This window comes from Streptomyces griseofuscus (assembly GCF_014673495.1).
GTDB classification, from domain to species: domain Bacteria; phylum Actinomycetota; class Actinomycetes; order Streptomycetales; family Streptomycetaceae; genus Streptomyces; species Streptomyces murinus.
This window is the reverse complement of record NZ_CP051006.1, coordinates 5,120,901-5,145,285: the sequence shown is the minus strand read 5'-3', so window position 1 is coordinate 5,145,285 and position 24,385 is coordinate 5,120,901. Positions and strand designations below refer to the sequence as shown.

Here is a 24,385-nt window from a genome sequence, read left to right as displayed (position 1 = left end):
GGCGTCAAACCTCCCCTGATGCAGAGAGGCCCGGCCCACAACCAGCGGCGCTACTCCACCAGCATAGCCACGGGGCAGCGCCGCAACACCGGCCTATCGCACGGTGCCATCAGCCAGTCACCAGGTCCTGCACGGCTTCCACCCACGCCTTCAGCTCGCTGTCGGCCTGGTCGGCGAGGAACGCGCTGCGCGCGAGCGCCGCCGCGGTGGCCTGGGTGCGGCGCTTGCCGTCGGCGTGCAGCTCCTCGATGGCGGCGGCCCACGCGTTCACGTCCTGGCGGTCGAGGAACAGGCCGGCGTCGCCGAGGGCTTCGCGCAGGCCGGGCGTGGGGTGGGCGATGACCGGGATGCCGGAGGCGAGGGCCTCAACGGCGGCCATGCCGTACGACTCGTAGATGCTCGGGGCGAGCAAGGTGCGGGTCTTGGCCCACACGTCGCCGCGCATGTCCGAAGTCTGGCCCATGATCCGGGCGTTCGCCGGGTGCGGCTGCAGGATCTGCGGGCCGTGGGAGCCGGTGACGCCGAGGAAGGGCAGCTGCGGGAGCCGTTCGGCGGCGGCGTGCCAGGTGTCGACGCCCTTGTCCTGGTTGAGGTTGACGAGGGTGACGTGGTCGCCGGTGGCCGGCGCGCGGTGCTCGTCGGGGATGACGGGCGGGTGGACGATCAGCGACGGAATGCGGCCGACTTCGGCGTAGCCGGGTGCCAGCGAGCCGACGATCCACCGGGTGTTGTAGACGACCAGGTCCGGACGCAGGCGCAGCGCGCAGGCGTTGCTCTCGAAGTCGGAGTGCAGCAGCAGCACCGACCGGGCGCGGATGCGGCGGGCCAGGGTGATGGAGCGCTCGGCGAACCCGTGGTGGGAGACGACCGTCTTCGGCCGCAGGGAGCGGATCAGGGCCGTCGCGGATGCCGGGTCCGCCTTGCGGTGCGGGACGCCATCGACGTCCCAGGAGGCGGGCGCCTCGGGCATCTGGGAGGCGATGACGAGGACTCGGAGCCCGGCGGTCTGCAGGGCGCGCATCATCGTCTGCAGCATGGTCTCGGAGCCCGCGCGCCGGTACGGGACGGTGTAGTGCACCCAGGCCACGACGTCCGGCCGCTGCAGCGGAGGCGGGGCGGGCCTTCGGTGGGCGGGCACCGGGTGCGCGGCGTGCAGGTCCTCGCAGGCTCCGGTGAACGCGCGCAGGTTGCCGTCGTAGTCGAGGGCTCGGACGTGAGCGCGGGCGGCCGTGGCCGCCGCGGTGTACGCGCCCGGGTCGTCCAGGCGGCGGAGTTCGGCGGCCCACTGGGCGGTGTCGTCGCGGGGGACGTACACCGCGGCGTCGCCGAGCGCCTCGTGGATGCCGGGCAGCGGGGCGGCGATGACGGGGATGCCCGACAGCATCGCTTCGACGCCGACGCGGCCGTAGGACTCCCTGGCTGACGGCATCAGCAGGATGCGGGTCCGCCCGTACAGGGCGCGCGGGTCCATCCGGTCGACCAGCTCGACGTTCGGCAGGACGGGGCCACCCGTGTGCCCGTCCGACCGGACCATCAGGAACCGTGTCTCGGGCAGCTGTTCGGCGACGGCCGCGAGGACGTCGGCGCCCTTGCCCGCGGTGGAGCCGTTCAGGGTGACGAGCCGGCCGGGCGTGGCGCGGTACCGCTCCGGGTCGATCGGCGGGGGCAGGACGAGCGAGGGCCCGCGGTAGGCCAGGTAGTGGTCGCGGCATGCCTGCGACGGGAACCAGGCGAGCGTCGGCCGGCCGAGGTGCCGGTTCGCGGACATGCCGTGGACGAGGAGCAGGTGCGGCACACCGCGCACCTGGGCCTGGATGGCGGGTGCGCGGCGGTCGCCGTGATGGGAGATGACGAGATCGGGTCGGCTGGTCTGCGCGGCACGCCACCAGTAGCCGAGCGGCCAGATCCTGACGCCGTCCTCGGTGCGGACGGCGGCGGGCTGGCCGCTGCTGGTGGTGACGACGTCGACCTGGTGGCCGGCGGCGACCAGGGCGCCCAGGTACTCGCGGGTGGTGACGTGGGCGCCGGTCGGCGTGGGCCCGTAGACGGGCAGCAGGGCCAGGATGTGCACGCCGCCTACTTGCCGCCGTCGGGCTGGTCGCTACCGCCGATCGGTAGCTCGTCGACCGGGATGACGGGGGGTGGCGTCCCCTCGGGCGGGGGCGGCAGCTCGCCGTCAGCGGCCAAGAACTCGTCCGCGTGGGCGTCGGCCGCCGTGCGAGCCTCCGCGATCTGCGTCTGGTACTCCTCGGCGGTGATCTCCTCCCAGCCCTCCGGGGGCGAGAGCGGGCCGTCGCTGCGGGTCTGGAACCCGCCCGTGCCGTCTGTGAAGTAGCGCGTCATGGGTGGCCTCCAGGTCAGCCTTGCGTGGTGGTGTGGATCGTCGCGTCCGACGTCCAGCTGTTGATCGTGATGGTCCCGGCGATGACCCGGACCGCGACGAAGTAGTGCAGTGCCAAGGTGGACGAGGCCGGCTTGCCGAAACCGGCCTCCGAGACGCTGCCGGCGTAGCGCTCACGCCGGGCAGACCCGAACGCCGTCAGCACGCCCTCGATGGGCCGGGTCTGGAGGGCGCCGCCGTCCTCCTGGTAGATGTAGCCGAGTTCGAACGTCGCGGTCGAGCTGGCGCTGACGTCGATGGAGGCGTGGACGTGTGACGTGTACGACCACTGGCGGCACTGGTTGCCGAGGAAGTTCGCGGGGACATCGAACGCGACCACGGCCGGGTTGCCGCCGGGCGTGAGGATCGCCCAGCCGCCAGTGGGCCCGATGTTGGAGACCACCGGGTTCATGTGCTCCTGGTAGAGGTGGTCGGCTGCCGTGTAGTGCTCGGGCGGCGTCCACAGCGAGCCCGTGTTCGGGTCGCACTTCAGCGTCGAGTACTGGCTGTCGGCGCAGGACCAGGTAGCTGCCCAGGCGGCGGACCCCGCGGCGGGCTTGGCGCGCAGCGGATTGGCCGCGCTGCCGTCGCCCTGGAGGCCGCAGCCGACCGTGTCCGGCGGCACGTATAGCCGGTTGTCGGCTCCGAACGCCAGCCGGTTGCCCGTGTCCGATGACGGGGCGACGAGGAGGCCGGACGGGGAGGCTTCGACGCCGTTCTGCTCGGGGGCCACGATGACGTCACCGGAGACGACATACGGGTCCGAGGCGGTCCCGGTGCCGGTCACCGTGGCGTTCAGCGTCGTGGTGTCGGCGGCCTGGACCACCGTCGCGGCCGGGGCCGGCGTGAAGATCCCACCATCCGTGCCGATCTTCGTCTGGTTGCCCGCATCACCGCTGATCTTCGCGGCGATCTCGCCGGTGGCCTGGTCGTAGGTGATGCCGTCACCGGCGGTGAAGCACCCCCGGACGTCCGCGCATTCGAGGTACAGGCCCTCGGGGCCCGACCCGATCAGGTTCGTCCCGCCCTGCGGCGGGGTGGGGTCGAGGATGACCGCCGCGCTCACCTTGTACGGGTCGGCCGCGCTGCCGGTGCCGTTCACGGTGACGTCCACGGTCGGCGAGTCCTTCGCCTGGACGATGGTCGTCCCGCCGCCGCTCGCCGGCGGCGCGTACAGGCCACCGTCGCTGCCGAAGGAGACGGAGTTCCCGGCATCTGTCGACAGGCGGGCCTCGACAACGCCGGTCGCCGGGTCGTAGCTCGCGCCCTCCCCTGCCGAGATGCAGCCGCGCACGTCGGCGCATTCCAGATACAGCCCTTCGGGCCCCGACCCGATCAGGTTCGTACCGCCCTGCGGCGGGGTGGGATCGAGGATGACGGCCGCGCCCACCTCGTACGGGTCGGCGGCGGTTCCGGTGCCGGACACCGTGACGTCGACCGTCGTGGAGTCCTGCGCCTGGACGAGGGGGGAGCCCGCGGGGGTGTAAATCCCGCCGTCGCTGCCGATGCTCGTCTGGTTCCCGGCGTCGGTGGAGACCTTGGCGCCGATCTCGCCGGTAGACGCGTCGTAGGTCGCGCCATCGGTGGCTGAGAAGCAGGTCCGGACGTCAGCGCACTCGGCGTACACGCCGTTCGGGCCCTCGTGGAGGAGGTTGCTGCCACCACCGGGCGGCGCGGGGTCGAGGATGACGCTGCCGGTGATCTCGTACGGGTCGCCGGCCGTGCCGGTGCCCGTCAGGTCGAAGTCGATCGTCTCGCTGTCGGTGACGGCGATCGCGGTTGCGCCGCCGCCTCCGGCCGCCGAGACGACGTACGGGTTGGCGGCGCTGCCGTTGCCGGTGACGGTCGTTCCCGTCCCAGCGGTGACGCGGCAGTTGCAGGGGCTGACGCCGCAGCACTTGCTCATGGGGCGCTCCTGGCTCGATGCGAGGGAGGAGACGCCCGGCCCACAACCAGCGGCGACATAGCGAGTTTAGGTGGTTACGGCCGCCGCTACGGGGCGACAGCGTGCGCGTGAACGGTGATCCCGGCAGCGGGCGCGCCGACCGCGAGGACGCCGATGCCGAGCAGGGTCACGCCGGCCGCGACGAGAACGTTGACCGTGGTCGACGCCGCGGTGTTCGCGGTGATCGCGTGGGAGCGGAACGCCGTGCCTCCCTGGACGCCGATGGTGACGACCGGCGGAGCGGCGAACGCGCCAGCGGGCCAGTTGAAGACCGCGTTGCCATTGGCGTCCGTCACCACGGTCTGGCGCTCCACTCGGGGCGCAGGCGCCGTGTAGCCGCCGGTGGTGGCCATCAGATCTCGCGCGTGGACAGGACGATGAAGTCCGCCCCTGCGACGCCGGTGACCACGAAGGCGTCGGCGAGCTTCTCGCCGTTCTTGCCGCCCTGGTCGACGGACCAGGTGCCCGTGCTGCCGGCCGGGAAGGCGACGGCCGGGTCCCCGCCGATGGCCACGGTGGGGGCGCCGGCGAACACGAGGAGCGTCACCGACCTCGCCCCCGCGGCGATGGTGACGGTGCCCGCGCCGGTCTGCCTCTGCGCCTTGCTGTCGATCTGCGGGTTCGGGTTGGTGCCGCACCGTACGACGCTGCCGTTCGGCGCGTACGGCGTGGTTCCGTCCAGCGCAGTGTCCGACACGGACGGGGCGCCGGTGCCGCTGGTGGTGTAGTGCCGCAGGAACGGCGTGCTCGTGCCGTCGGCCTGGACGTCGCACAGGATCTCGTACTCGGCATCGGCCGCGGCTGCTGCCGAGACGCTTCCGCTGGTTCCGGACATGGGGAGACCTCCGAGAGGGGTGAGGGGTTACGCGACGCGCGCGTATCGCAGGGTGGTGCGTTGGAGCGTGTCGGAGCCGATCCCGGCAACCTCGGTGGTGCCCGCGATGTCGGTTCGGGCGGCTTCGAGCCGGATCGTCCTCGGTGAAGTGGGTTTGTACTCGACGCTGATCGCGGCGGAGCTGTTCCACTGCAAGGCGGTCGCGGCACCCGTGGCGAACTCGGCGATCTGTACGACGATGGCCTGGCTGTCGGGGACGATGGCGCCCGCGGTGACGTCCCACAGTCGGGCGGTGATGAGCGCGTTCTCGCCCGTGCTCATCCTGCCGATGTTTCCCCGGACGACCGCGTCGAGGTGGTAGGTGCCAGCCGCGGGCAGCGCGAGGGACAGCCCGAGATCAACCCATGCGCCGGAAGCGGCCGACGTGAGGTCGACGCCTGCCGGTAGGGCAGCGAAGCCGCTACCGCCTGTATCGATACTGGCGGCGGTTCCGGTCATGCTGGGCTGTCTCCTTCCGGGGCGACCCAGTGGGCCGAGATGTATGTGCGGCCGTCGCCGTTGCTGACCACCGCGGCGCTGCCGGACGTGCCGAGGCGGTAGGCGCCGAGGCCCACCGTGTCCCCGGCGGCGAACGTGTGCATGAACTGCCGCGAGCCCGTCGCCTGGATCTGCTTGCCCTGGTCGCCTGCCGCCTCGCTGTGGTAGATGACCATGGCCTCTGTGCCGGGCACGAGGGCCCCGTTCTTGTACATGCCGACCACGACGCCTGTGTCGGTGGCCGCCGCGCCGGGCGCTGGGAGCGACGCGACACCGCGCACCTGGAAGTTGACCTCCCATACGCCGGCGCGCGGGATGGTCAGCAAAGGCACCTCGGGCACGGTCTCCCACGCCCGGAGTGCCCCGGTGAGCGTGTGGAGGAAGTTGAGCGTGCCGTTTTGCACCCATGCCGCGTCCACGCCGATCCGCCACACCTGCGGGCAGGCCCCTGCGGCCGGTGGCGTGACGGTGAGGCCCGGGTCCACCTGGATCAGCACGCCCGGCACCAGGAGGCCGCTGGCCGAAGCGGTCAGCGCGTTGCACGGAGCAGGATCGGGCCGGGTGCCGATACCGGCTGCCGTTCCAGTCATCAGTCGCTCACCTTCTGCCAGAGAATTCCCTGCTGGGGAATGCCGCCGGTCAGGTAGTGCTGGAGGTTGGCGTTGGCGAGCGTGCTCCCGTCGCCGGTGGCCCGCAGGGCTCGGATCTCGAACGTGGTCGGGGCGGCGATGGTGACGAACCCTTCGCAGACCGCGTTCCCGCCGATGCTCTTGAGGCCGGTGTCCGAGTTCACCGTGCCGGGCTCGTCGTGGAGGAGCACCCACCGCGGGCTGCCGGGTACGAAGGCATTCGTCGTGGTGTTGACCCACAGGGCCGAGATGGACGCGATGTGCCTGCCGCTGAAGTTCCAGGTGGCGATGCCGAACAGGTGGGCGGTGAGCCGGTAGACGCCCGGCTCGGGCAACAGCACCTGACTGAACGGCAACACCACCTGCTGCCCCTGAGCCGACGTCCGCAGGTCCGCCATGCCGGCGTTCCGGGTCCCGAACACTGGCGTGAGCCGCGCCCCAACCGTCCAGTTCGCCGGACACGCCCCGGTGGCCGGGGGTGTCACGTCCACGTCGACGGACCGCTCGGTGCCGACCGCCGTTCCGGGGGCGATGCCCGTGACCTCGGTGCGCGGCGTGAGGAGGCCGCTCGCGGTCTGCGACAGGCTGTTGCACGCTGCCGGGTCCAGCTTCGGGTCGATGCGGTACGTACGCCCGCAGGCCCCGGCCATCAGTCGGCCACCTTCTTGAAGCGGAAGTTCTGTGCCCAGACGGCTTCTCCGCTCGTGGTCCCGCTGTCGACGTGCTTCAGGCCCTCGACTCGAATCGTTCTCGGCCCTGCCACCTGGTACAGCGCCGAGGCCGAGGCCGTGGCTTGAAGCGTGTGGACGCTGGCGGCGGGTGTCGCGGCGAATAGCAGGATGGTCCGCGTGGTGAGCGGGATGACGGCGTTGGCGGTGACGTCGAAGATCCGCGCCTGGATGATCGCGTTGGAGACGCTGCCGTTCATGATCACGCCGCCTTGACAGTCGGCGATCACTTCGTAGACGCCCGCCTCCGGAAGCGTCAACTGCGCCCCGGTGACGGGAATCCACGTGTCGAACGGGGAACCTTGAATGCCGACAGCGCCGGACGTCTGCCCGCTCACCGGAGTGAGCCGGCCGCCGACCTGCCATGTCTCCGGGCACGCCCCGGCGGCGGGCGGCGTGACGTCGATGTCGACCGAGCGTTGCACCGACACCGCGCCGCCGGGGGCGACGCCCTGAAGGACGGTGTGCGGCACGAGGAGCCCGCCTGCCGTGCGGGTGAGGGCGTTGCACGGCGCAGGGTCCAGGGGCGCGTCGACGCGGTACGTACGACCGCAGCAGCTACCGGCCATCAGTCGCTCACCTTCACGAAACCGAGGCGTGGGCTTCCGAGGACCGCCTGGGTGGAGTCGTTGAAGCCGACGTATTGCCGCAGGCCTTCCACGCGGATCGTCGTCGGCCCGGTGACGGTGAGGAAGGTGCTGAGGCTGCCAGCGTTCTGCAGCGACATGACCGTGCCACCGCCGGGATCGTTGATGTTGCCGAACTGGATGCGCCGGTTGGTGCCGGGCACGGGTGCCCCTGCGGTGACGTTGAACAGGCGGGCGTTGATCGCCACCGCCCACGGCGTGGTCGCGTTGATGTGGGAGTAGAAGTCGGCGGACAGGGCGTACGTCCCGGCCTCGGGAAGCACGGCCTGGGCGCTGGTCGCCACCCAGGTTCCGGAGGCCACGGCTTGCAGGTTCGCATCTGCTCCGAACACTTCACCGCTGACGGGGGTGAGGCGCGCCCCGACTGTCCAGGTCGCCGGGCAGGCGCCGGCGGCCGGCGCCTGTACGTCGACGTCGACCGAGCGGGTCGCCGAGACCGCGCCACCGGGGGCGATTCCGGCGACCTCGGCGTGTGGGACGAGGAGCCCGGCCGCCGCCTGTGTGAGCGCGTTGCACGGTGCCGGGTCCAGGCGCGGGACGACCCGGGCGGACCCGCAGCAGCTCCCCGCCATCAGTCACCTTCCGGGGCGGTGGGGAGCGGCGAGGCGAAGACGTCCGGCAGGCTCGCGAGGTAGGCAGCCTCGTCCACCTCCGTGTAGCCGAGCTCCAGGTACGGGGCGTCGTCACGCAGGTTGTAGACGACCTGCACGCCCTCGCCCTCCTTCGTGAAGTAGCGCGGGCCGGGCGTGGCCTCGGTCTTGTCGTCGCTCATCAGCGCCTCCTGGTCGGCGGTCTGGGGAAGGGGGACGGCCATCAGCGGTACGTCCAGTTCAGGAGGTAGCTCGCTGCGGCCGTTGCCCCGGCGAAGGAGGCCGCGGCGAGGGCGGTGTCACTGTCCTGGGCGACGGACCACGTCATCGTGACCCCGGCCGGGACCGGGACGGCCGCGCCGTCCGACATGGTGACGTTGACCGCGCCGGCGAGCACGGTGAGGCTGACGCTCTGGACGCCGGGGAAGCTGCTCGCGATGTTTTGCGCCGCGGTTCCGGTCACCGCCCGTACGCCGGTGCTCAGCGGCCTCGGCAGCAGCTCTGCCGCAGTGCAGTCGACTGGCGCGGCCGGCGTGTACGGCTGGGTGAGGTCACCGTCGAGGAAGGTACCCAGCAGGGTCGGGGCGGCGCCGTTGCACGGGTCGACGGCCCACAGCTCGGTGTACTGGACGTCGCCGACGCCGTCGCCGGTGGTGTCATCGCAGCCGCACCGTTCCACCACCTGCTTGGCGCACGACTTGCTGCTGCCTGCCTCTCCGCCGCACGGCGCCAGGTGCCAGCCCTCCGGGATGGCGTCCTGACGCGCCCCGTCCTCGTCCAGGTAGTAGATCGTGCCGTCGCAGCAGATCATCCGCGTCCACGAGCGGGTCTCGGGAATGACCTCGTACGTGACCTTGAGGTGCACCATCAGGCCGGAGCCGCCGCCGACGGTCTCCTCCACGTCGAGGTAGAGGAAGTTCCGCCCGGCCTGGGCGCCCGGGATGGTGGCGGGACCGAAGGTGTACGTCGTCCCGTTGTGCGTGGCCGTCGCCGGGAGGCTCTGCCAGGCACCGCCGTTGAGCCGGAACGCCCTGCCGATCTGGTCGGCGTTGAGTACGGTGGCCTGAATCTTGATCGTCGCGGGGTCGGCGTTGTCCGGCAGGTCGAAGAACGCGCGCGGGAACCAGTGGGCGTTGAGGAGCGACGGCCCCTCATTCGGCCTGGCCGGGCTCGACTGCGCCGAGGCGCCGGACGGGTGCGGCGAGACCCACCAGGCGGGGCGGGCGGTGTCGGAGTCCACGACCGACCAGGCCGTCGAGTACTGGAACTCGTACATGTCGTACCAGGGCGGGTTGGCCACGCTCAGGTTCGGCGTCCACTTCCACACCGGATCCACCGAGTTGTCGTTGAGGTGACCCTCATTCGAGATGAACTCGACGCTCTGGGTGGTGTCCTGCTGGATGCAGACCTGGACCGGCTGGCAGCAGTCGTCATCGCACGTGACGGTCGCGTTCGCCGGGAGCGGCGCCCGTGTGTCCGCGTCAACGGTGGTGATGGCGCCCTCGCAGTCCGCCAGCTTGAGCGCCGTCCACGGCACCGTTTCGGCGACGACGCCGCACAGCCGCTCCATGTGCGGGGTCGGCGGGTCAGCGAAGTTCGTCGTCGTGACGGCCAGCCGGACCGGCGTGGAGAACTCGATCCTGAAGCGGTCCCCCGGGCTCACGGCTACCTGTGTGCCCTGGTTGATCACGCCGTCACCGGCAAGCACGCGCAGCGTGACCGTGACGCCGTTGAACGTGGCCGTGCCGACGTAGGGCGGGGGCGTCGGCGTCGGGGAGGCCGGCATGGCCGGCGTGAAGGCGGCGAAGGAGATAGCGCCGCCGAGGTCCGGGCTGGTGAACCCCATGTCGGACGGGGTGCCCGTGCTCGACTGGTAGGTGCCTTCCCAGGAGGTGACGCGGTCGCCGAAGGTGTATGTCGGGTTCGTGGCGGTGCCGAGCCAGCAGTCTGGGAAGCCGGTGTTGGCCGTGTCGAAGCCGGTCATGGTGTCGGGCAGGGAGTAGACGCACTCGCCCATGACCGTTGTGTCGCACTGTCGCGGTTCGGACGAGTCGCACACCCCGGCGGTCCCGGCCACCGTGTAGGGGGTGATGCCGTCCAGGAGGGTGTCCGTGACGGTGGCGGTGCCGTCACAGGAGCGGCAGATCTGCCGCAGGAACGGGCCTCCGGGCACCACGGACACGGCGCCGGCCCAGTAGGTGAAGAACGTCCCGCACGAGGCGATGCGGCTGTTTGCTGCCGGGGCGGTGGTGAACGTGGTGACCGGGCCGGCGGTACGGAACCGGGCGCTGCTCGCGATCCGCGGGTCCGTGACGTACGAGCACGGGTCGATCGGTGCGGCGTCCGAGGTGCGGGTGAGGACTCCGGTGGTCTCGTCGTAGGTGTAGCCGTCCGGCAGGCTCACGACGTCCAGCCCTGGCGGGAGCTGCGCGTGGCTGATCGTCGGGTCCGGCGCGAAGTAGCGGACGTACACGGAGAATTCGACGGTCGAGGGCCGGGAGAACGTCCACTTCGTCGGCGCGGTGACGGAGTGGGGGAAGGAGTGCAGCCCCCACCAGGAGCCGTCTGTGTTGCTGAGGTTGGCCGCCATCGCCGTGTTGTTCGTGGCGCCGGTGGACGTCCAGCCGACGCCGTTGGACAGGGTGCCGGATGCGGCGGTCCCGCTGATGGTGACGGGTGCGCCGGTGGGCAGGTCGCACAGCACCAGCGTTTCGCAGTCCTTGCACGGCTTGGGCTGACAGACGCCCACGGTGCCCGTCGGGGTGTACGGGGCGGAGCCGTTGAGAACGTAGTCGGCATGGCCGGTGACAGTGCCAGCCACGTCGCGCTGGTAATCCCGAAGGAACGTCGTCACGCTGCCGTCCGCCTGGACGTCACACAGGACCGTCAGATCGCGCTCCGGCTGCGGCACGGGCTGGCAGTCGCCCACGGTGCCGGTCGGCGTGTAGGGAGAGCCGTCCAGGAGGTAGTCGGAGTGCCCGACGATGGCGCCTGTCTCGTCCCGCCGGTAGTCGCGCACCATCTGGGTGACAGTGCCGTCTGCGGCCGTGTCGCAGAGCTGGACGACGTCCTGTTCCGGCTGCTCGACGCCGACCGGGCAGGTGGTGACGGTTCCGGTCGGCGTGTAGGTGGCGCCGGTGGTGGCATCGACCAGGCGGACGGACGCGATCGTGCCGTCAGCGGCGTAGCTGTACTCGATCAGGACCAGGCCGGCGACTGTGCCGTCCGCCAGGACGTCGCAGAACGTTCCCGAGACCTGCACGGACTGGGAGTTGCCGCAGGCGACGGTGCCGACCGGCGGCGCGCCCGCACTGTAGGCGCCGGTCTGGAGGTTGATCCATCCCTCGGAGGTCACCGTGCCGTTGCAGTCGCGGACGACGGTGACGGCGATCGGAGTGCCGTCCGGCAGGCACAGGCCGATGGTGGCCGTCGGGGTGGTCGGTGAGGCGCAGTCGCTGACGGGCAGGCAGGCACCGACGGTGCCAGTCGGGGTGTAGGCGGTCGTACCGTCCAGCTGGGTGTCGGTGTGGGTGGTGCCGGTGTCGTCGGTGGCGAACGTCCGCAGGAACGGCGTGCTGGTGCCGTTGGCCTGAACGTCGCACAGCAGCTGGGCCGAGCGGTCGGCGGCGACCGGGCAGGGCACGATCGTCGGCGCGGTCAGCACGGCCCCGGTGGCGAGGTCGACGTAGGTGACGGCTGGGTCGGCGCATGCCTGGCACTTCAGGACCGCCGCGGTGCTGGTGCCGCCCCCGCTGGCCGTGTAGCAGACGGTGCCGAGGACGACGGGGGTGTCCGGGGCGTCGACAGGGCACGGGGCGGCCGAGGTCGGCGTGTAGGAGCTGGTGAAGTCCCCGGCGAGGTAGGTGCCCACCAGCTGGGGTGCGCCTCCGTCGCACGGGTCCAGCGACCACACCTCGACGTACTCGGTGTCACCGACGCCGTCACCGGTCGTGTCGTCGCAGCGGGTCACCTGCGTGACCTGCCGGGCGCAGTCGGCCGGCGGCTGGCACACGGTGAGCGTGCCGGTCGGCGTGTAGGTGGCGCCCGTCGTCGGGTTGACGATGCGCGTGCTCAGCCGGGCGCCGGTGTTCGCGTCGTAGATGGACTCGACCTGCGCGACCCCGGCGACCGTACCGTCCGGCAGGACGTCGCACAGGAGCAGCGGCTCGACGTCCACGCGGGCGGTCGGTACGGCGGCCGAGCTGACGATCACGGGCCCCTGCCCGCAGCATCCGCTCACAGCTGGACTCCTGTCGTGAAGGTGATGGTTACGGTGCCGGTGTCCGGCGTGATGGCCAGCGGGCCGATGAGGCGGGCGTCGTCGTCCCGCGCGATGCTCCACGTGGCGGCTTCGCCCTGGTGCAAGGTCGAGGAGCCGTCGCCGGTCGTGATGCGGCCAGTGCCGCTGTGGGCGACCGCGGTGACGGACTGGAGAGTCGGCCACGAGTCGGCCGTCCACGTGCCACCGCCTGTCAGTTCCACGCGGTGAGCCTGGACACCGAACGCGGGCGGAGCGCCCGCGGTGTCGTCCAGCGTGCTGCAGTCGACCGGGGAGACCGGCGTGTACGGGGCGGCGAGATCCTCGGTGTAGGTGCCGAGGCTGGTCAGGGCGCCGGTGCAGTCGGCGCCGAGGATTTCGACGTAGCCGACTTCCGGCAGTCCGTCGCCGTCGGTGTCGTCGCACCGGCAGACCTCGATGACGTTCTGCGCCGGGCAGGGCTGCTCGGGGCAGCAGGCGCCGCCCCCGACCGCCGTGCACTGGCCGGCCTGCCCGGTGACCGTGTACGGCTGGCCGTCCAGGGTCGTGTCGGTGACGGCGGTGACGGCGCCGGTCTCGCAGTCGGTGATGACGTTGCGGAGGAACTGGCGTGCGCATCCGGTCTGGTCGTAGACCGTCGTCGCGGTGAAGGCGGACAGCTGCCATGCGGTGTGGCGCGGCGGCGGGCAGGTCGCGCCGCTGTCGTCGTAGGCGTCGAACGCGACCACGACAACGATGTGCCCGGCGGCGAGATCGGCGGCCGGGACGTCGGCCTCGGCGGTGAGCGTTCCGGCCCACCCGACGGGGGTGTCGGGTGGGGCCAGCGCGAGGGCCACCCGGTTGGCGTCGCCGGGGCCGTTGTAGAGGCCGAGGAACCCGGTGGCACGGCATCCGGCGTCGGGGCCGAGCTGGGTGACGTCGACCTGCACCTTCACGTGCGCGGTGCCGGCGTCACAGGCGGGCCGCGGGGCCTGGATGACCGCCGCGGCGGTTCGTACGGTGCCGCCCGTGCCCGGCTGCGGGCCTGCTGCGGCCGGGAGGTTCAACGTGCCGCCATCCCACAGGGCTTGCGCCCCTGGGGTGGCCACGCCTGTGGTGTACGGGTAGTACGGCCCGCCGGGGGTGTCCGTGACGGTCGGGGCCGGGGCGCCGTCGGTGGGCAGGTCGCACAGCAGCAGCGAGCTGGAGTTGCGGCACGGCTCGGGTGGGGAGGCGCACACTCCGACGGTGCCGGCCGGCGTGTACGGGGTGCCGTCGAGGCGGTAGTCGCTGTGGCCGGTGATCGTGCCGTGCTCGTCGCGGGCGAAGTCCCGTACGAACGGGGTGGAGGTGCCGTCAGCTGCGACGTCGCAGAGCTGCACCAGGTCGCGTTCGGGCTGGGCGATTCCGGCCGGGCAGGTCGTCACCTCGCCTTGCGGGGTGTAGGTGGTGCCGGTGGTGGCGTCGACCAGGCGTACGGAAGCGATCGAGCCGTCGGCGGCGTAGGAGTACTCGACCAGGACCAGGCCGAGGACATCGCCGGTGGCCGGGTCGACATCGCAGAAAGTGCCGGACACCTGGATGGAGCGGCTGTCGCCGCATGCGGTGGTCCCGGCGGGCGGGTCACCGGCCGCGTAGGCGCCGGTCGCGAGGTTGAGCCAGCCGTCCTGGGTGAGCGTGCCGTCGCAGTCGCGGGTGACGACCACGGCGATCGGTGTGCCGTCGGCGAGGCACAGGCCGAGCGTGGCGGCCGGGGTGGTCTGCTCGGCGCACGGGGTGGCGGGGCTGCCTCCGTCGCCGGTGCACACCCCGACGGTGCCGTTGATGACGTGCGGGGTCTGGCCGTCCAGGGCGACGTCATCGTAGGTGACTGCGCCGTTGACCCAGGTGAAGCGGCGCAGGAAGGGGCCGCTGGCGTCGCACAGGGTCACCGTCTCGGTGTCGGCGTACCCCAGCGTGCAGGCGACCGGGGCGACGGGCGTGTACGGGACGGACGGGTCGTCCTGGTAGGTGAGGAGGAGGCTGGCGCTGCCGTCCGGCTTGATGCACCACAGCTCGCTGTAGGCGGCGTCCGCTACGCCGTCGCCGTCGGTGTCGTCACACAGCTGGCGGCACACGGTGTCGACGCAGCCCGCGGTGCACGGCTCGGCGTCGGCCGGGGGCGGGCCGGCGGTGAACACGCCCGCGGTGTCGAGCCATCCGGCGATGACCGGATTGGCGGGGGTCGAGCCGCAGTCGGCGCAGCCGGAGCGGACGACCAGGAGCACGGTGGTGCCGTCGGCGCGGCACAGCGCGGTGGACGTGATCGAGGGGGCGCAGCAGGCGTCTCGAGCGGGGCCGCCGCTACCGCTGCATGCGCCGACGGTGCCGGTGACGACGTGCGGGGTCTGCCCGTCGATTGCGACGTCCTCGTAGGAGGCTGTCCCGGCGAGGAAGGTGTACCGGCGCAGGAAGGGGCCGCTGTCGTCGCACAGCATCACCGTTTCGGACTGGGGGCAGTCGTAGGTGCAGTCGACCGGCGAGGTCGGCGTGTACGGGACGGACGGGTCGTCCTGGTAGGTGAGGACGAGGGTGGCGGTGCCGTCGGCCTTGATGCACCACAGCTCGCTGTAGGTGGCGTCTGCTACGCCGTCGCCGTCGGTGTCGTCGCAGCGTTGGCGGCAGACGGTGTCGATGCAGTCGGTGGTGCAGGGGCCCGCGTCAGCCGGGGCCGGTCCCGGCATGAACATGCCCGTAAGCGGGTTGACCCATCCGACGACAACCGGGTCCGGAGCCTGGGTGTCGCAGTCCGCGCAGTCCGACCGGACCACGACCAGGATCGTCGTCCCGTCCGCCCGGCACAGCGGCGCCGTCGTGATGGACGGCGAGCAGCTGCAGCCCAGCGTGCACGGCCCGGCGTCGGCCGGTGCCGCGCCGGGCGTGTAGGTGCCGGTCGCCGGGTCGATCCAGCCGACGACGGCCGGATCGGCGGCCGGGCTGCCGCAGGTGGCGCATTCGGAGCGGATGACGAGGAGAACGGTCGTGCCGTCGTCGCGGCACAGTGGCGCGGAGGCGATCGACGGCGCGCAGGCGCAGGTGCCTGGCGTGCCTCCCTCGCCGGGCGCGCAGGGGATCGGCTCGACCGGCACTTACGCCTCCGGGTGTGCCTGGCGGCGGTGGGTGTCCCGGCCGCGCTCGGACTTGAAGGGGCGGCTGCAGACGTCGCAGGTGAACTCGCCGCCGTCGCCCTGGTCGTCGTTGCCGTCGGCCTGGTCGCTTGAGTCGCTGCCCTCGCCCGGCTGGGCGTCCTCGAGCGCCGTGGTGTCGGCGGCCGGGGTCGGCTCAGCGCCGGCCGGGTACGCCTCGGCGGGCACCTCGGGCAGCGGCTCGCCGGGGATCCCCTCCCGCTCCGGCAGGCCCACGCCGAGAAGTTCGGCGCCGCCGCTGTCGGCTGGCTCCTTCTGCGCCTGGTCCTCGTCGGGGCTGACGTAGCGGTGGCCGTCCACGACGGAGCCGATCAGCAGGTGCTCGGGCATGTGGATGAACTGGTCGGCTGGCACCGCGAAGTCGTAGTGCGACGCGGTCCGCACCTTCGGGTTCTGGGCGACCGCCCATAGGGCGAACTCGCGGCGCAGCGCGGCGGTGGGCTGGACACGGATCAGCTCGGGTGGCATGGCGGTCCTCACGGGCAGGTGGTGACGAGCACCGCGCACACGGTGCAGGTGGTCGCGGGTACGTAGGTGCGCTCGGCGAGTACGCGCCGGGTGTTGACCCTCCGGTCGATGGAGGCGCCCGCGTTGTCGGGGATGAGGTCGATCGGGCCGCGGCGCACCACGACGGGCCCGGAGATGTACAGCCAGGCCGTGCCGGGCGGGGCCGGCGTTCCGTCGGGCCCGGAGTTCGCGGCCGAGTATCCGGAGCCGACCACGACGCAGTTCCCGGCGAGCGTGGACAGCCGGTTGCCGTCGACGTAGGCGATGTTGCAGCAGCCCAGCAGCGCGGCTGCGCCCGTCGGGACGTGGAGAGTGCCCATGCCGCCGTAGATCTCGGCGAGGCAGCCTTCCAGCGCGGCCACGCCCTGCGCGATCGACACCGGCCCCTGCGAGGGGGTCAGGTCGATCGCGCGCGGGGCGAGGGTGTACCGCATGAACGCCGACTCGACGGCCTGCTGCTCCCCCAGCTCCAGCGACATCCGGACGTGGTCGATGGCCTCCTGGTACGACCAGCCGATGGTCGAGCAGATCGCCCCGGCGTAGATCGTGACCGGATCGGCCTCTTCGTGGATCGGCGGATAGAACTCCTTCTGGCCCGGTAGAGGGCCTGGCGACTCGCCCGGGGACTGGTCACCGGGGGACTCGCCGGGCGGGCACCAGTCGGTGTCACGGACTGGGGAGCAGCCCAGTGCCATCCACTCGACACCAAGCAGCTCGTGCTCGTCGGTGACGTCGATGACGTTCGTGCAGCCGCCGAGGATCCCGTACGGCAACGGCGTGCCTGGGATGGCCTCGACGCGGCGTCGCATGCCGGCGGGTGGCACCTGCCCACCTCCTCATACTGTGCGCGCCGAGCCCGCCGGGGGCGGGTCTCGGCGCTGGGGCGGGTGTGGGTCAGGCGATCGGGCAGGCGATGCCGAGCTGCTCGCCGGTGCGGCCGTCGGGGCAGACCGGGACGGTCACGACGCGGGACTCGGGGCCGCGGGCGATGAGCGCCACGCACTCCTCGGAGAAGGCCGCCGTGTAGTCGTTGGTCTGGAACTTGGTCGAGTCGTGGATCACGCCCAGCGAGATCTCGCCGCCGCGGCCGATCTGGAACGTGCCCGCCGGGTGGATCAGGAACGGGATGCTGTCCGGCCAGTCGGTGGCCGGGGTCGGGCCGCCGATCTGGGTCGGGACGTTCGGCGACAGGCCGCGCGCCCACTGCACGCGGACACCGAGGGTGGCGAACGCGTTGATGATGCAGGACTCGTCGATCTCGTCGCAGGCGACGCCGTTACGGCGGGCGATGTCGGCGAGGAACATCGCCTTGCTCCACCACGGGAAGACGACCTCGATCGAGATCGACTCACACAGGGAGTGCCGCTCGACCATGTCGGCGGCTTGCAGGGCGACCGCCGCGAAGATCGCGGAGAACGCGCCGAACGTCTTGGCGATGGTGACCGGCGTGGACGCGGCCACGGCCTGGTCGAAGAGGACCTGACGGACGCGCAGCTCGTGGGCGACCATCGTGTTCCGCTGGTACCAGGCGACCAGCTCGGGGAAATGCCTCTGGGTCAGGATGCCGGCCTCCAGGCAGACACCGACCGCGTCACAGCGGATCTCGTCCGGCTCCGGGCAGGGGATCTTGAAGCACGGCTTGACCGCACCGGAGATGTCGTCGGCCTCGGTGTGGACGAACGTCATCGAGCCGACGTCCAGCGACGGGATCTTGAAGAACCGCAGGCCGCCACGGGCGAGCTGGATCTCGGGCGCGTCCCACAGCATCTCGGGGCACGCGATGTCGGTCAGCGTGTAGACGGTCTCGGACGGGGCGCACCAGCCGCCGGAGGCGACGATGTTGCCCTGCGGCAGGCGGGACTGGTCGGCGGCCAGCAGGACCGCCCGGGTGCCCTCGGTGCCCGACGAGCTGTCGTTGATGATGAGGTTGTTGTCGAACGGCAGCCGGTACGAGGCGCACAGGCCGACGCCGCCGCCTGCGGTCTTGAGGGCGTTCGCGCGGCGGATGATGCCCTCGGTGACGCCCTCCATGTCGAGCGGCTGGCCGGGCTGGTAGCCGGGCACGTCGACGGACGCGGTGATCTCGGGGCGCGGGTTCGGGTCCGGGGGCAGTACACGCGGCTGGTGCACGCGGACGCGGGACAGGTCGAGGGCACGGGACTTGGCGACCGCACCTGAAGCGGTGATCGGCTTCTCGGGCTCGGGCTCGACGGCCGGCTCGGGCTCGGCCGGCTCCTCCGGCTCGGTCGCCGCGGCGGTGGCCTCCTCGCCGTCGTCGCCGCGCACTGCGGCGGCCAGCTGCTCGATCTCGGCCGCGGCCTGCTCGGCGGCCTCGATGCGCTCGGCCTTCTCCGCGCGGATGTCGTTGACGGCGGTCGCCAGCTCGCGGAGCTTGGCGAGGTCGTCGGTGGTGACGGTGCTGCTGCCCGCCTTGGCGTCGAAGGCCTTCACGGCGCCGTCGAGCAGGGTGTCCAGTTCCTCGTCGCTGAGGGCGGTGATGTCCTCGGGAAGGGAGAACTCGTCCATGGGGCCGGGCTCCAAAAGATCGATCTTGGAGTCGCTCGGCCCAAAACCAGCAGCGCGCTGATAGCACAGCATAGCCATGGATCAGTACGCGCTGCCGGTGTCGTTACGTACGGTCATCCGGCCGGCGGACCGGGACGGAGCATGTGACTTGGCCCCCACCCGAATTCCACGAGCGTGTGTACTCGGTCACACGGAACGCTCTTGCAAGGTGCTAGGGCTTGCCGACTCTACCGAGACGCCACCTGTTGACCGAGCGGGCATCGATGCACTTCGGAGAGGCCGCACACCGCCCGACGGGACGTCAAGAAACGGCGACACGCCCGGGGTTCGGTACTGCCCTCAAGGCGTTGTGGCCGAGATCACCTTTGTTGCCTGTCAAATGGCCGAAGTGCCTCACTTGTTCCAGCGCCCCAACCGGGGTTCTCCCACAGGCTTTTAGCCGCAGTCGTGCCCCTGGCATGACTGCGGCCCCCTGATGGCACAGGGGGCCGCCGGGTCATTGCGCGAGACCAAGAAGGTCAGGTAACCCGTGTTCCACCGTAATAGCGACCGCTCCGAGCGCAAAGGGCACGAGACGCGGCTCACTCCGGGCCGGCGGCGTCTCCTCGCTGCTGCAGCCGTCTCCACGGCCGGTCTGGGCCTCGGCTTCTGCGTGGTCGTTCACGCCGTCACCCCGGACGAGGCGACCGCCTTGTCCAAGGTCGGCAGCTCGGCTGCGTACGTCGTGGCGCTCGTGATGCGCCGCGGCCCCGGCTCGGGTCCGGGCGGCGTCGCCCTCGGTAAGTAGCACCGCCCGCGGTGAGGGGCTCGGACGCCACGCCTCAGCCCCTCACCGCGTAGCCGGCCCACTCACTGCGTGGTGGCGGACTGCTTGGTCGAGGTGTGCACGATGCGACCGCTGGACTGCTCACGGACCTGCGCGTCCAGGTACCGGTTGGCGATGGCTTTCACGGTCTCGACGTTGGAGTGCTTGAAGACGACCTTGCCGCCGGGGATGACGGCCTCGAACATCTCGGGCTTCGGCACGCTGCTGGTGTCGCCGTTCTGGCGGGCCTGGCGGTTCTTGCCGCAGTTGCATCCCATCAGTCGTTCTCCTTCGGTGTCGCGGCGCTTGCGGTGATCTCTTCGGGGGTGATGGCGAGGGAGGCCTGCAGGGCTTCGATCTCGGCGCGGCGGGCCGCCTCCCGCTCGGCCATCGCGTCGAGGAGCCGGTCCACGAACGAGTCGGTCAGCAGGGCTGCGGCCAGCTCGTCACCGGTCGGGGCCGGCGGCTGTCCGGACACGCTGTCCGGACGCTGTCCCGGCAGGTCAACGCCGTTGTCCGGGCCGGGCTCGGACGCTGTCCGGGCGGTGTCCTGATCTTGTCCGGGCACGGTGTCCGTGGCGGGCAGGAGGCCGGCGGCCGACGCGGCGAGGGCGAGTTCGGCGCGCTCGGCAACGGCGTGCATCGCGGCGAGCAGCGGCGTGGAGTGGCCGGGCACCGGCACCGTCAGGACCGCGCGGAGCTGCCACTTGCCGTCCCGGCCCTGCTTCAGGTGGTAGCTGGGCTGGCAGGCCGCGAACACCGACCGGTCCCACTCAGACAGCCACGGCGCCGCTGCGCCCGAGAACCACAGGCCGCGCGAGCTGAGGCCGACCGTGACGATCGCCCCGACGGTCCTCGTGTCATCGAACTGGCAGGACGCGGTCTCGCATTCGGCCCCGTCCCTGTGATGGCCCACGTTCATGGTCATCGCACCGACGCGCACGGTGGTGCCGTCGTCCAGCTGCCTCTTGGCGCGCAGGAAGTGCGTCAGGTCCAGGCCCTGCGCGGACAGCTTGCGCACGGTCAGGTTCTTGCCGGGGTAGCCGGCGTGCGGCTCGTCCATCGTGGCCACGAACCCGAACACGCGGCCGTCCTTGTAGTGGACGCCTCCGGAGCCGTCGGGCAGCTCCTCGACGGTCGGCTCCTGGAACCAGGCGGCGGGCATCGGCGGCATCTGCTGCAGGGCGTGCCACGCCGAGGCTTCGATCTCCGGGGGCAGGCCGAGCGAGGCGGTCTCGTCGGCCCACGGCGGGCGGATCGAGTCGTCCTTGTACGCCTTGGCGAGTGCCGCGTACAGCTTGTCCGCCTGGTCGCGCAGGTCGGGGATCTCGTCCTCGGGGATGTCGGCGCCGCCCATGCTGCCCTGCAGGACACCGGCGGCCGCGTACACGCCGTTGGCGACGATCTCCAGGCGCGGACTGCCGCCGTTGTCGAAGACGTCGGCGTAGCCCAGCTTGTACGCGTCGGCGGTGGCGGGGTCGCCTTCCGGGTCGCGGTACAGGAACGCCGACCCGAGCTTGTCCGCATCGACGTTGCCCTGGTCGTCGGTGGCCCAGTCCAGGACGCGGCTGCGCGCCTGGTCGCCCTCCCACTTCGCCTCGCGGTCCTCGTGGACCGGCAGGTCGGTGCTGCCCGAGACGGCCGCGCTGACCTCGCCCTCGGGCAGGTCGGAGGCGCCGACGTACTGGCCGGGCGCGAGCCGGACGATCCGCCCGTTCTTCGCGGCCCGCCCGAGGTGCCCGCGCGCCGACTGCATGCTGATGTCCAGGGCGTTGGCGACCTCTCGGGCGCCGACCGCGACCGGGGACGTGCACACGTAGGTGACGACCCGCTCGTGCGTCTCGGAGGCCGCTGTGAGGACGACCGCCGGGGCCGCCGACGCCGCCTCCTGCACCGGGTCGAGGACGATCCGGGCCCGGTTGTAGGCCGGCATCGCCACGAGGGTGGCGCCGCGCAGCCTGGCCTTGGTGATGCGGATCAGGAAGTCGCCGGACTTCTCCGAGTGCACGACCAGGCCCTCGTCGGGGTTGTCGGGGTCGCCGGCCGCCGCGGTGAGCGCACCGGAGCGGGCGAACGCGGTGCGGATCGTGGCCGCGTTGACGACGCCGCCGGGGCCGGTGATGACCTGCAGGTCGAACCGGTTGCGGGCGATGTGGCCGCCGGTCGAGGCGGTCCACTCGGGGCGGGTGGCGCCGGACAGCATGATCGAGCCGTCCTCCATGCGCAGCACGCTCGCCTCGGCGAGGTGCGCGGAGGCGAACAGCCAGTCGGCGTCTTCCGGGGTGAGGGTCTTGTCCACGAACTCCACGTCGACGTCGTCCAGGTCGACGCTCACGCCGAGCGGTGCCTCCTGCTCCAGCAGCATTACCGCGTCCTGCCCGGTGTGCCGGTTCAGGTACAGGACCCCGGCCGCCGTGATCCGGTTGCCGTCGCGCATGACCGTGTTGATGGCGCCGCACAGCTCGGCGCCGTCATGGCCCATGCCCATTTCCTCGGCGTACTGCAGCGGCTTGGGATCGCGGTCCCAGTACAGCGAGCCGGGCGTGAACACGCGGCCGTCGCCGGTCTGCTCGTTCTCGAACGCGATGGCCGTATCACCGGGCGTCGACCACGCACGCGTCGTGATCGGCTCGGCCATGACGTCGGCCTGAGCGGTTGCGGGCATGGTGTCTTCCTCCTGCTGGGGGCCGAGAGGGATGTCCGTGTACTCGCCGGCGAAGGCGACCCGCACACGGTCGAAGGTGACTGCGCCGAGGCGGTCTTCGAGTTCGGCGAGCAGGTCGCCGTCGCCGTACGCGGCGGTGACGTGGGCGACCCACGGGGAGTGCTGGGCGGGGACCTGCTCGTCGTCCAGCTCGCTCTGGCGGATGGCGTACCCGGCGACGTTGCGCACCTCGTGCAGGTACGGGCTGGCCTCGGGCCGGTCGTCGCCGGTGTCGTCGCTGACGGCCCACACCCAGCACGGTTCGTCGCCGTTGCCGTTCCACCGGTTCACGCCGAAGATCCGGCCGGGGACCGGGCCGAGCCCGCGGTCCTGCAGCTCCTGGCGGAGCAGGTCGATGAGGCTGGCCTGCTGGTGGGCGGGGAAGGCGTCGGCCTTGCCGAGGAAGTACAGCGTGCAATGCAGCTCCTCGGCGGGTTCGCCGCCGTCGACGGCGAGGCGGGCCAGGTCTGCGTCGGACGGGACGAGCGCGATCATCGCGCCGGTGTGGCCGCCCGCCGCGGTGACCGTCTCGGGCCCGCTGGGCACCAGCTCGTAGTCGGCACGGGTCGTGGACATGGCGCGGCGCACGGCATCCTGCACAATCCGCCCCATTGCCTTCAAATCGAAGACTTCGCCGCGCGGGCTGTCCTGCGATTCCAAGGCGGAGGCGCGTACCTGCGGGTGGACGGCGAGGACGCACCGGCAGTTGACGACCTGATTGGCCGGGGCGGTCGGGTCGTGCGGAGCATCCATCGGGATACCGCCGACGGTGAACTGCTCGTCGAGGAGGCGGATCTGCCCGTTCGCTTCCTTGTGGGCGTGCCGTACGCGGTCGTCGCGCTGGCTGATCCACTGCTTCACGATCGGGGCGTCCGTGCCGGTCACGGCCCGTGCTGCTCCGAGCGTGGCCGTGTTCCACGCCCGGCCGGCCTCGGTGCGGGCGATGCGCTCCTCGCGGGCGTCACCGAGCTGCGCGCCCTCGCGGGCGAACCGCTCCCGCAGCCGGGCCCGCAGCTGCTCGATGCTGTCGCCGGCGTCGACCCCGGCGGCCAGCTCCTGGCGGGCGGCCTCGGCCAGCCGGTCACCGACCGCGCGCATCAGGTGCTCGGTCGTCGTGACGTAGCTGGACATGGCCGGGGGCAGGCCGCGGCCGTCGTCGTACCGGCCTGGCAGGTCGTTCCACTCCTCGGGCAGCTCGCCGCCGGTGTCGTCGGCGGCCTGCTGCGCGGCGGTCTCGGAGACCCGCAGGAGGCGGCGCACGATGCGCGGCATCCGGTCGGTGAACATGCGGGCGATCCGGGAGACGGAGAAGCGGGCCGCGACCAGCTCGGTGGCGTCGGCGAGCTGCTGGGCGAACTCGTCGGCCACCTCGGTCAGGACGGCGCTCACCTCCTGGGCGACGTCCTCCTCCGCCTGGTCGAGGAGCGCATGCAGGTCAGCCACGATCGGACTCCTTGAACTCGTCCAGGGCGGTGATGGTCGGGCACGGGTACGGCACGAAGTCCTCGCGGGTGCAGTGCGCGCAGCCGCCGAAGTCGTCCGTGTGCAGGGCCCGCAGACGGGCGACGGCGGCGATCAGGCCGGCGTGCTCCCAGCACGGGTGCGGCAGGGCGTCGCAGTGCAGGCAGACCGCCCAGCCACCGGCCGGCTTGGGCCCGTCGTCGTCACGGACCTGCGCGGTGACGACCATGAGGGCTTCACGGCCGCACTCGGGGCACAGCTGCTCGTGGGCCACGGTGACGTCTGTCTCCGGGGCGGGCGTGACGACGTGCTTCGACACCTCGTAGCGGTCGTTCTCGTGGTGGCGCCAGGCGGCCATCTCCTCAACCGGGTAGCGGCCCGGGCAGTGGGAGCACCAGCCGTGCACGCGGTGGGAGGCCACCGAGTGCCCGAGCGGCGCCTGGTACTGGGGGTCAGCCACGGCTCACCTCTCGGTCGTCGGGATCGGAACAGATCTCGCACCACGACCAGTCGCCGACCGTGGAGACGCCGTCAGCGGTGAGGACCACGACGTGGCCCACGAGGCGGGTGTAGGCCTTGCAGGCCGGGCACCAGTCCTCGCGTGGCGTGCCGGGGTCGATGGCGACGGTGAGCGGTGCCGGTTGCGGCATGGCGGGTCTCCCTGCGCGG

Annotated in this window: 21 protein-coding genes; 1 reads left to right on the top strand and 20 read right to left on the bottom strand. The window is 71.7% G+C overall.

Annotated features, from left to right (window positions below; genetic code table 11):
* Positions 1–109 precede the first annotated feature (109 nt).
* The 16 genes from HEP81_RS23230 to HEP81_RS23155 all read right to left on the bottom strand — a co-directional run bounded on the left by HEP81_RS23230 (position 110) and on the right by HEP81_RS23155 (position 18,746).
* Entirely contained in the window at positions 110–2,071 is a 1,962-nt protein-coding gene (locus HEP81_RS23230; RefSeq protein ID WP_037653599.1) for a glycosyltransferase family 4 protein, read from the bottom strand.
* Between the two features lie 5 nt (positions 2,072–2,076).
* Positions 2,077–2,343, bottom strand: a complete 267-nt coding sequence (locus tag HEP81_RS23225; protein ID WP_037653600.1) for a hypothetical protein — start codon at positions 2,341–2,343, stop codon at positions 2,077–2,079.
* A 14-nt stretch (positions 2,344–2,357) separates the two neighbouring features.
* Positions 2,358–4,286, bottom strand: a complete 1,929-nt coding sequence (locus HEP81_RS23220; RefSeq protein ID WP_037653601.1) for a hypothetical protein — start codon at positions 4,284–4,286, stop codon at positions 2,358–2,360.
* Positions 4,287–4,372: 86 nt separating this feature from the next.
* Positions 4,373–4,678: a hypothetical protein gene (locus HEP81_RS23215; RefSeq protein WP_037653602.1), complete on the bottom strand. Its 306-nt coding sequence runs from the start codon at positions 4,676–4,678 to the stop codon at positions 4,373–4,375.
* Positions 4,678–5,160 carry a hypothetical protein gene (locus HEP81_RS23210; protein ID WP_037653603.1) on the bottom strand — a complete coding sequence of 161 codons (483 nt, stop codon included), beginning with the start codon at positions 5,158–5,160 and terminating at the stop codon, positions 4,678–4,680. Before HEP81_RS23210 ends, HEP81_RS23215 begins: the two co-directional genes overlap by 1 nt.
* 27 nt (positions 5,161–5,187) lie before the next feature.
* Complete coding sequence (locus HEP81_RS23205; protein WP_051850024.1) at positions 5,188–5,658, bottom strand: hypothetical protein; 471 nt, start codon at positions 5,656–5,658, stop codon at positions 5,188–5,190.
* Complete coding sequence (locus HEP81_RS23200) at positions 5,655–6,287, bottom strand: hypothetical protein (protein WP_037653604.1); 633 nt, start codon at positions 6,285–6,287, stop codon at positions 5,655–5,657. Before HEP81_RS23200 ends, HEP81_RS23205 begins: the two co-directional genes overlap by 4 nt.
* Entirely contained in the window at positions 6,287–6,976 is a 690-nt protein-coding gene (locus tag HEP81_RS23195; protein ID WP_037653605.1) for a hypothetical protein, read from the bottom strand. The genes HEP81_RS23200 and HEP81_RS23195 overlap by 1 nt, the downstream gene beginning before the upstream one ends.
* Positions 6,976–7,527 carry a hypothetical protein gene (locus HEP81_RS23190; RefSeq protein WP_157854364.1) on the bottom strand — a complete coding sequence of 184 codons (552 nt, stop codon included), beginning with the start codon at positions 7,525–7,527 and terminating at the stop codon, positions 6,976–6,978. Before HEP81_RS23190 ends, HEP81_RS23195 begins: the two co-directional genes overlap by 1 nt.
* 95 nt (positions 7,528–7,622) lie before the next feature.
* On the bottom strand, positions 7,623–8,273 hold the full coding sequence (locus tag HEP81_RS23185) for a hypothetical protein (protein WP_051850025.1): 651 nt from the start codon (positions 8,271–8,273) through the stop codon (positions 7,623–7,625).
* Positions 8,273–8,515 (bottom strand): hypothetical protein, encoded by a 243-nt coding sequence (locus HEP81_RS23180; protein ID WP_037653608.1) that lies wholly within the window; start codon positions 8,513–8,515, stop codon positions 8,273–8,275. The genes HEP81_RS23185 and HEP81_RS23180 overlap by 1 nt, the downstream gene beginning before the upstream one ends.
* A complete protein-coding gene (locus HEP81_RS23175; protein ID WP_157854366.1) occupies positions 8,515–12,531 on the bottom strand; it encodes a hypothetical protein in 4,017 nt (1,338 codons plus the stop codon). Before HEP81_RS23175 ends, HEP81_RS23180 begins: the two co-directional genes overlap by 1 nt.
* The gene (locus HEP81_RS23170; RefSeq protein WP_037653611.1) at positions 12,528–15,656 is read right to left on the bottom strand and encodes a hypothetical protein; all 3,129 of its coding nucleotides are present in this window, start codon (positions 15,654–15,656) and stop codon (positions 12,528–12,530) included. Before HEP81_RS23170 ends, HEP81_RS23175 begins: the two co-directional genes overlap by 4 nt.
* A complete protein-coding gene (locus HEP81_RS23165) occupies positions 15,657–16,193 on the bottom strand; it encodes a hypothetical protein (RefSeq protein WP_243279558.1) in 537 nt (178 codons plus the stop codon).
* On the bottom strand, positions 16,190–17,029 hold the full coding sequence (locus HEP81_RS23160; RefSeq protein ID WP_037653613.1) for a hypothetical protein: 840 nt from the start codon (positions 17,027–17,029) through the stop codon (positions 16,190–16,192). Before HEP81_RS23160 ends, HEP81_RS23165 begins: the two co-directional genes overlap by 4 nt.
* 85 nt (positions 17,030–17,114) lie before the next feature.
* Entirely contained in the window at positions 17,115–18,746 is a 1,632-nt protein-coding gene (locus HEP81_RS23155) for a major capsid protein (RefSeq protein WP_037653614.1), read from the bottom strand.
* Between the two features lie 529 nt (positions 18,747–19,275).
* On the opposite strand from HEP81_RS23155, the gene HEP81_RS23150 reads away from it, so the two are divergent.
* Positions 19,276–19,533 carry a hypothetical protein gene (locus HEP81_RS23150; RefSeq protein ID WP_037653615.1) on the top strand — a complete coding sequence of 86 codons (258 nt, stop codon included), beginning with the start codon at positions 19,276–19,278 and terminating at the stop codon, positions 19,531–19,533.
* A gap of 62 nt (positions 19,534–19,595) precedes the next feature.
* Here the strand turns inward: HEP81_RS23150 and HEP81_RS23145 are convergent, their stop codons facing one another.
* From HEP81_RS23145 to HEP81_RS23130, 4 genes are read right to left on the bottom strand one after another with little or no spacing between them, the layout of a single operon-like run.
* Positions 19,596–19,829 (bottom strand): hypothetical protein, encoded by a 234-nt coding sequence (locus HEP81_RS23145; RefSeq protein ID WP_037653616.1) that lies wholly within the window; start codon positions 19,827–19,829, stop codon positions 19,596–19,598.
* Positions 19,829–23,698, bottom strand: coding sequence for a phage minor head protein (locus tag HEP81_RS23140; RefSeq protein ID WP_037653617.1), 3,870 nt, complete (start codon positions 23,696–23,698; stop codon positions 19,829–19,831). Before HEP81_RS23140 ends, HEP81_RS23145 begins: the two co-directional genes overlap by 1 nt.
* On the bottom strand, positions 23,691–24,176 hold the full coding sequence (locus tag HEP81_RS23135) for a hypothetical protein (RefSeq protein WP_037653618.1): 486 nt from the start codon (positions 24,174–24,176) through the stop codon (positions 23,691–23,693). Before HEP81_RS23135 ends, HEP81_RS23140 begins: the two co-directional genes overlap by 8 nt.
* Positions 24,169–24,366 carry a hypothetical protein gene (locus tag HEP81_RS23130; protein WP_037653619.1) on the bottom strand — a complete coding sequence of 66 codons (198 nt, stop codon included), beginning with the start codon at positions 24,364–24,366 and terminating at the stop codon, positions 24,169–24,171. The genes HEP81_RS23135 and HEP81_RS23130 overlap by 8 nt, the downstream gene beginning before the upstream one ends.
* Positions 24,367–24,385 lie beyond the last annotated feature (19 nt).

What these genes read in the sequence shown, in the direction of transcription:
- HEP81_RS23225 (WP_037653600.1), bottom strand. Translation starts at nt 2,343, where the DNA reads ATGACGCGCTACTTCACAGACGGCACGGGCGGGTTCCAGACCCGCAGC.
- HEP81_RS23220 (WP_037653601.1), bottom strand. Translation starts at nt 4,286, where the DNA reads ATGAGCAAGTGCTGCGGCGTCAGCCCCTGCAACTGCCGCGTCACCGCT.
- HEP81_RS23215 (WP_037653602.1), bottom strand. Translation starts at nt 4,678, where the DNA reads ATGGCCACCACCGGCGGCTACACGGCGCCTGCGCCCCGAGTGGAGCGC.
- HEP81_RS23210 (WP_037653603.1), bottom strand. Translation starts at nt 5,160, where the DNA reads ATGTCCGGAACCAGCGGAAGCGTCTCGGCAGCAGCCGCGGCCGATGCC.
- HEP81_RS23205 (WP_051850024.1), bottom strand. Translation starts at nt 5,658, where the DNA reads ATGACCGGAACCGCCGCCAGTATCGATACAGGCGGTAGCGGCTTCGCT.
- HEP81_RS23200 (WP_037653604.1), bottom strand. Translation starts at nt 6,287, where the DNA reads ATGACTGGAACGGCAGCCGGTATCGGCACCCGGCCCGATCCTGCTCCG.
- HEP81_RS23195 (WP_037653605.1), bottom strand. Translation starts at nt 6,976, where the DNA reads ATGGCCGGGGCCTGCGGGCGTACGTACCGCATCGACCCGAAGCTGGAC.
- HEP81_RS23185 (WP_051850025.1), bottom strand. Translation starts at nt 8,273, where the DNA reads ATGGCGGGGAGCTGCTGCGGGTCCGCCCGGGTCGTCCCGCGCCTGGAC.
- HEP81_RS23180 (WP_037653608.1), bottom strand. Translation starts at nt 8,515, where the DNA reads ATGGCCGTCCCCCTTCCCCAGACCGCCGACCAGGAGGCGCTGATGAGC.
- HEP81_RS23160 (WP_037653613.1), bottom strand. Translation starts at nt 17,029, where the DNA reads ATGCGACGCCGCGTCGAGGCCATCCCAGGCACGCCGTTGCCGTACGGG.
- HEP81_RS23155 (WP_037653614.1), bottom strand. Translation starts at nt 18,746, where the DNA reads ATGGACGAGTTCTCCCTTCCCGAGGACATCACCGCCCTCAGCGACGAG.
- HEP81_RS23145 (WP_037653616.1), bottom strand. Translation starts at nt 19,829, where the DNA reads ATGGGATGCAACTGCGGCAAGAACCGCCAGGCCCGCCAGAACGGCGAC.
- HEP81_RS23130 (WP_037653619.1), bottom strand. Translation starts at nt 24,366, where the DNA reads ATGCCGCAACCGGCACCGCTCACCGTCGCCATCGACCCCGGCACGCCA.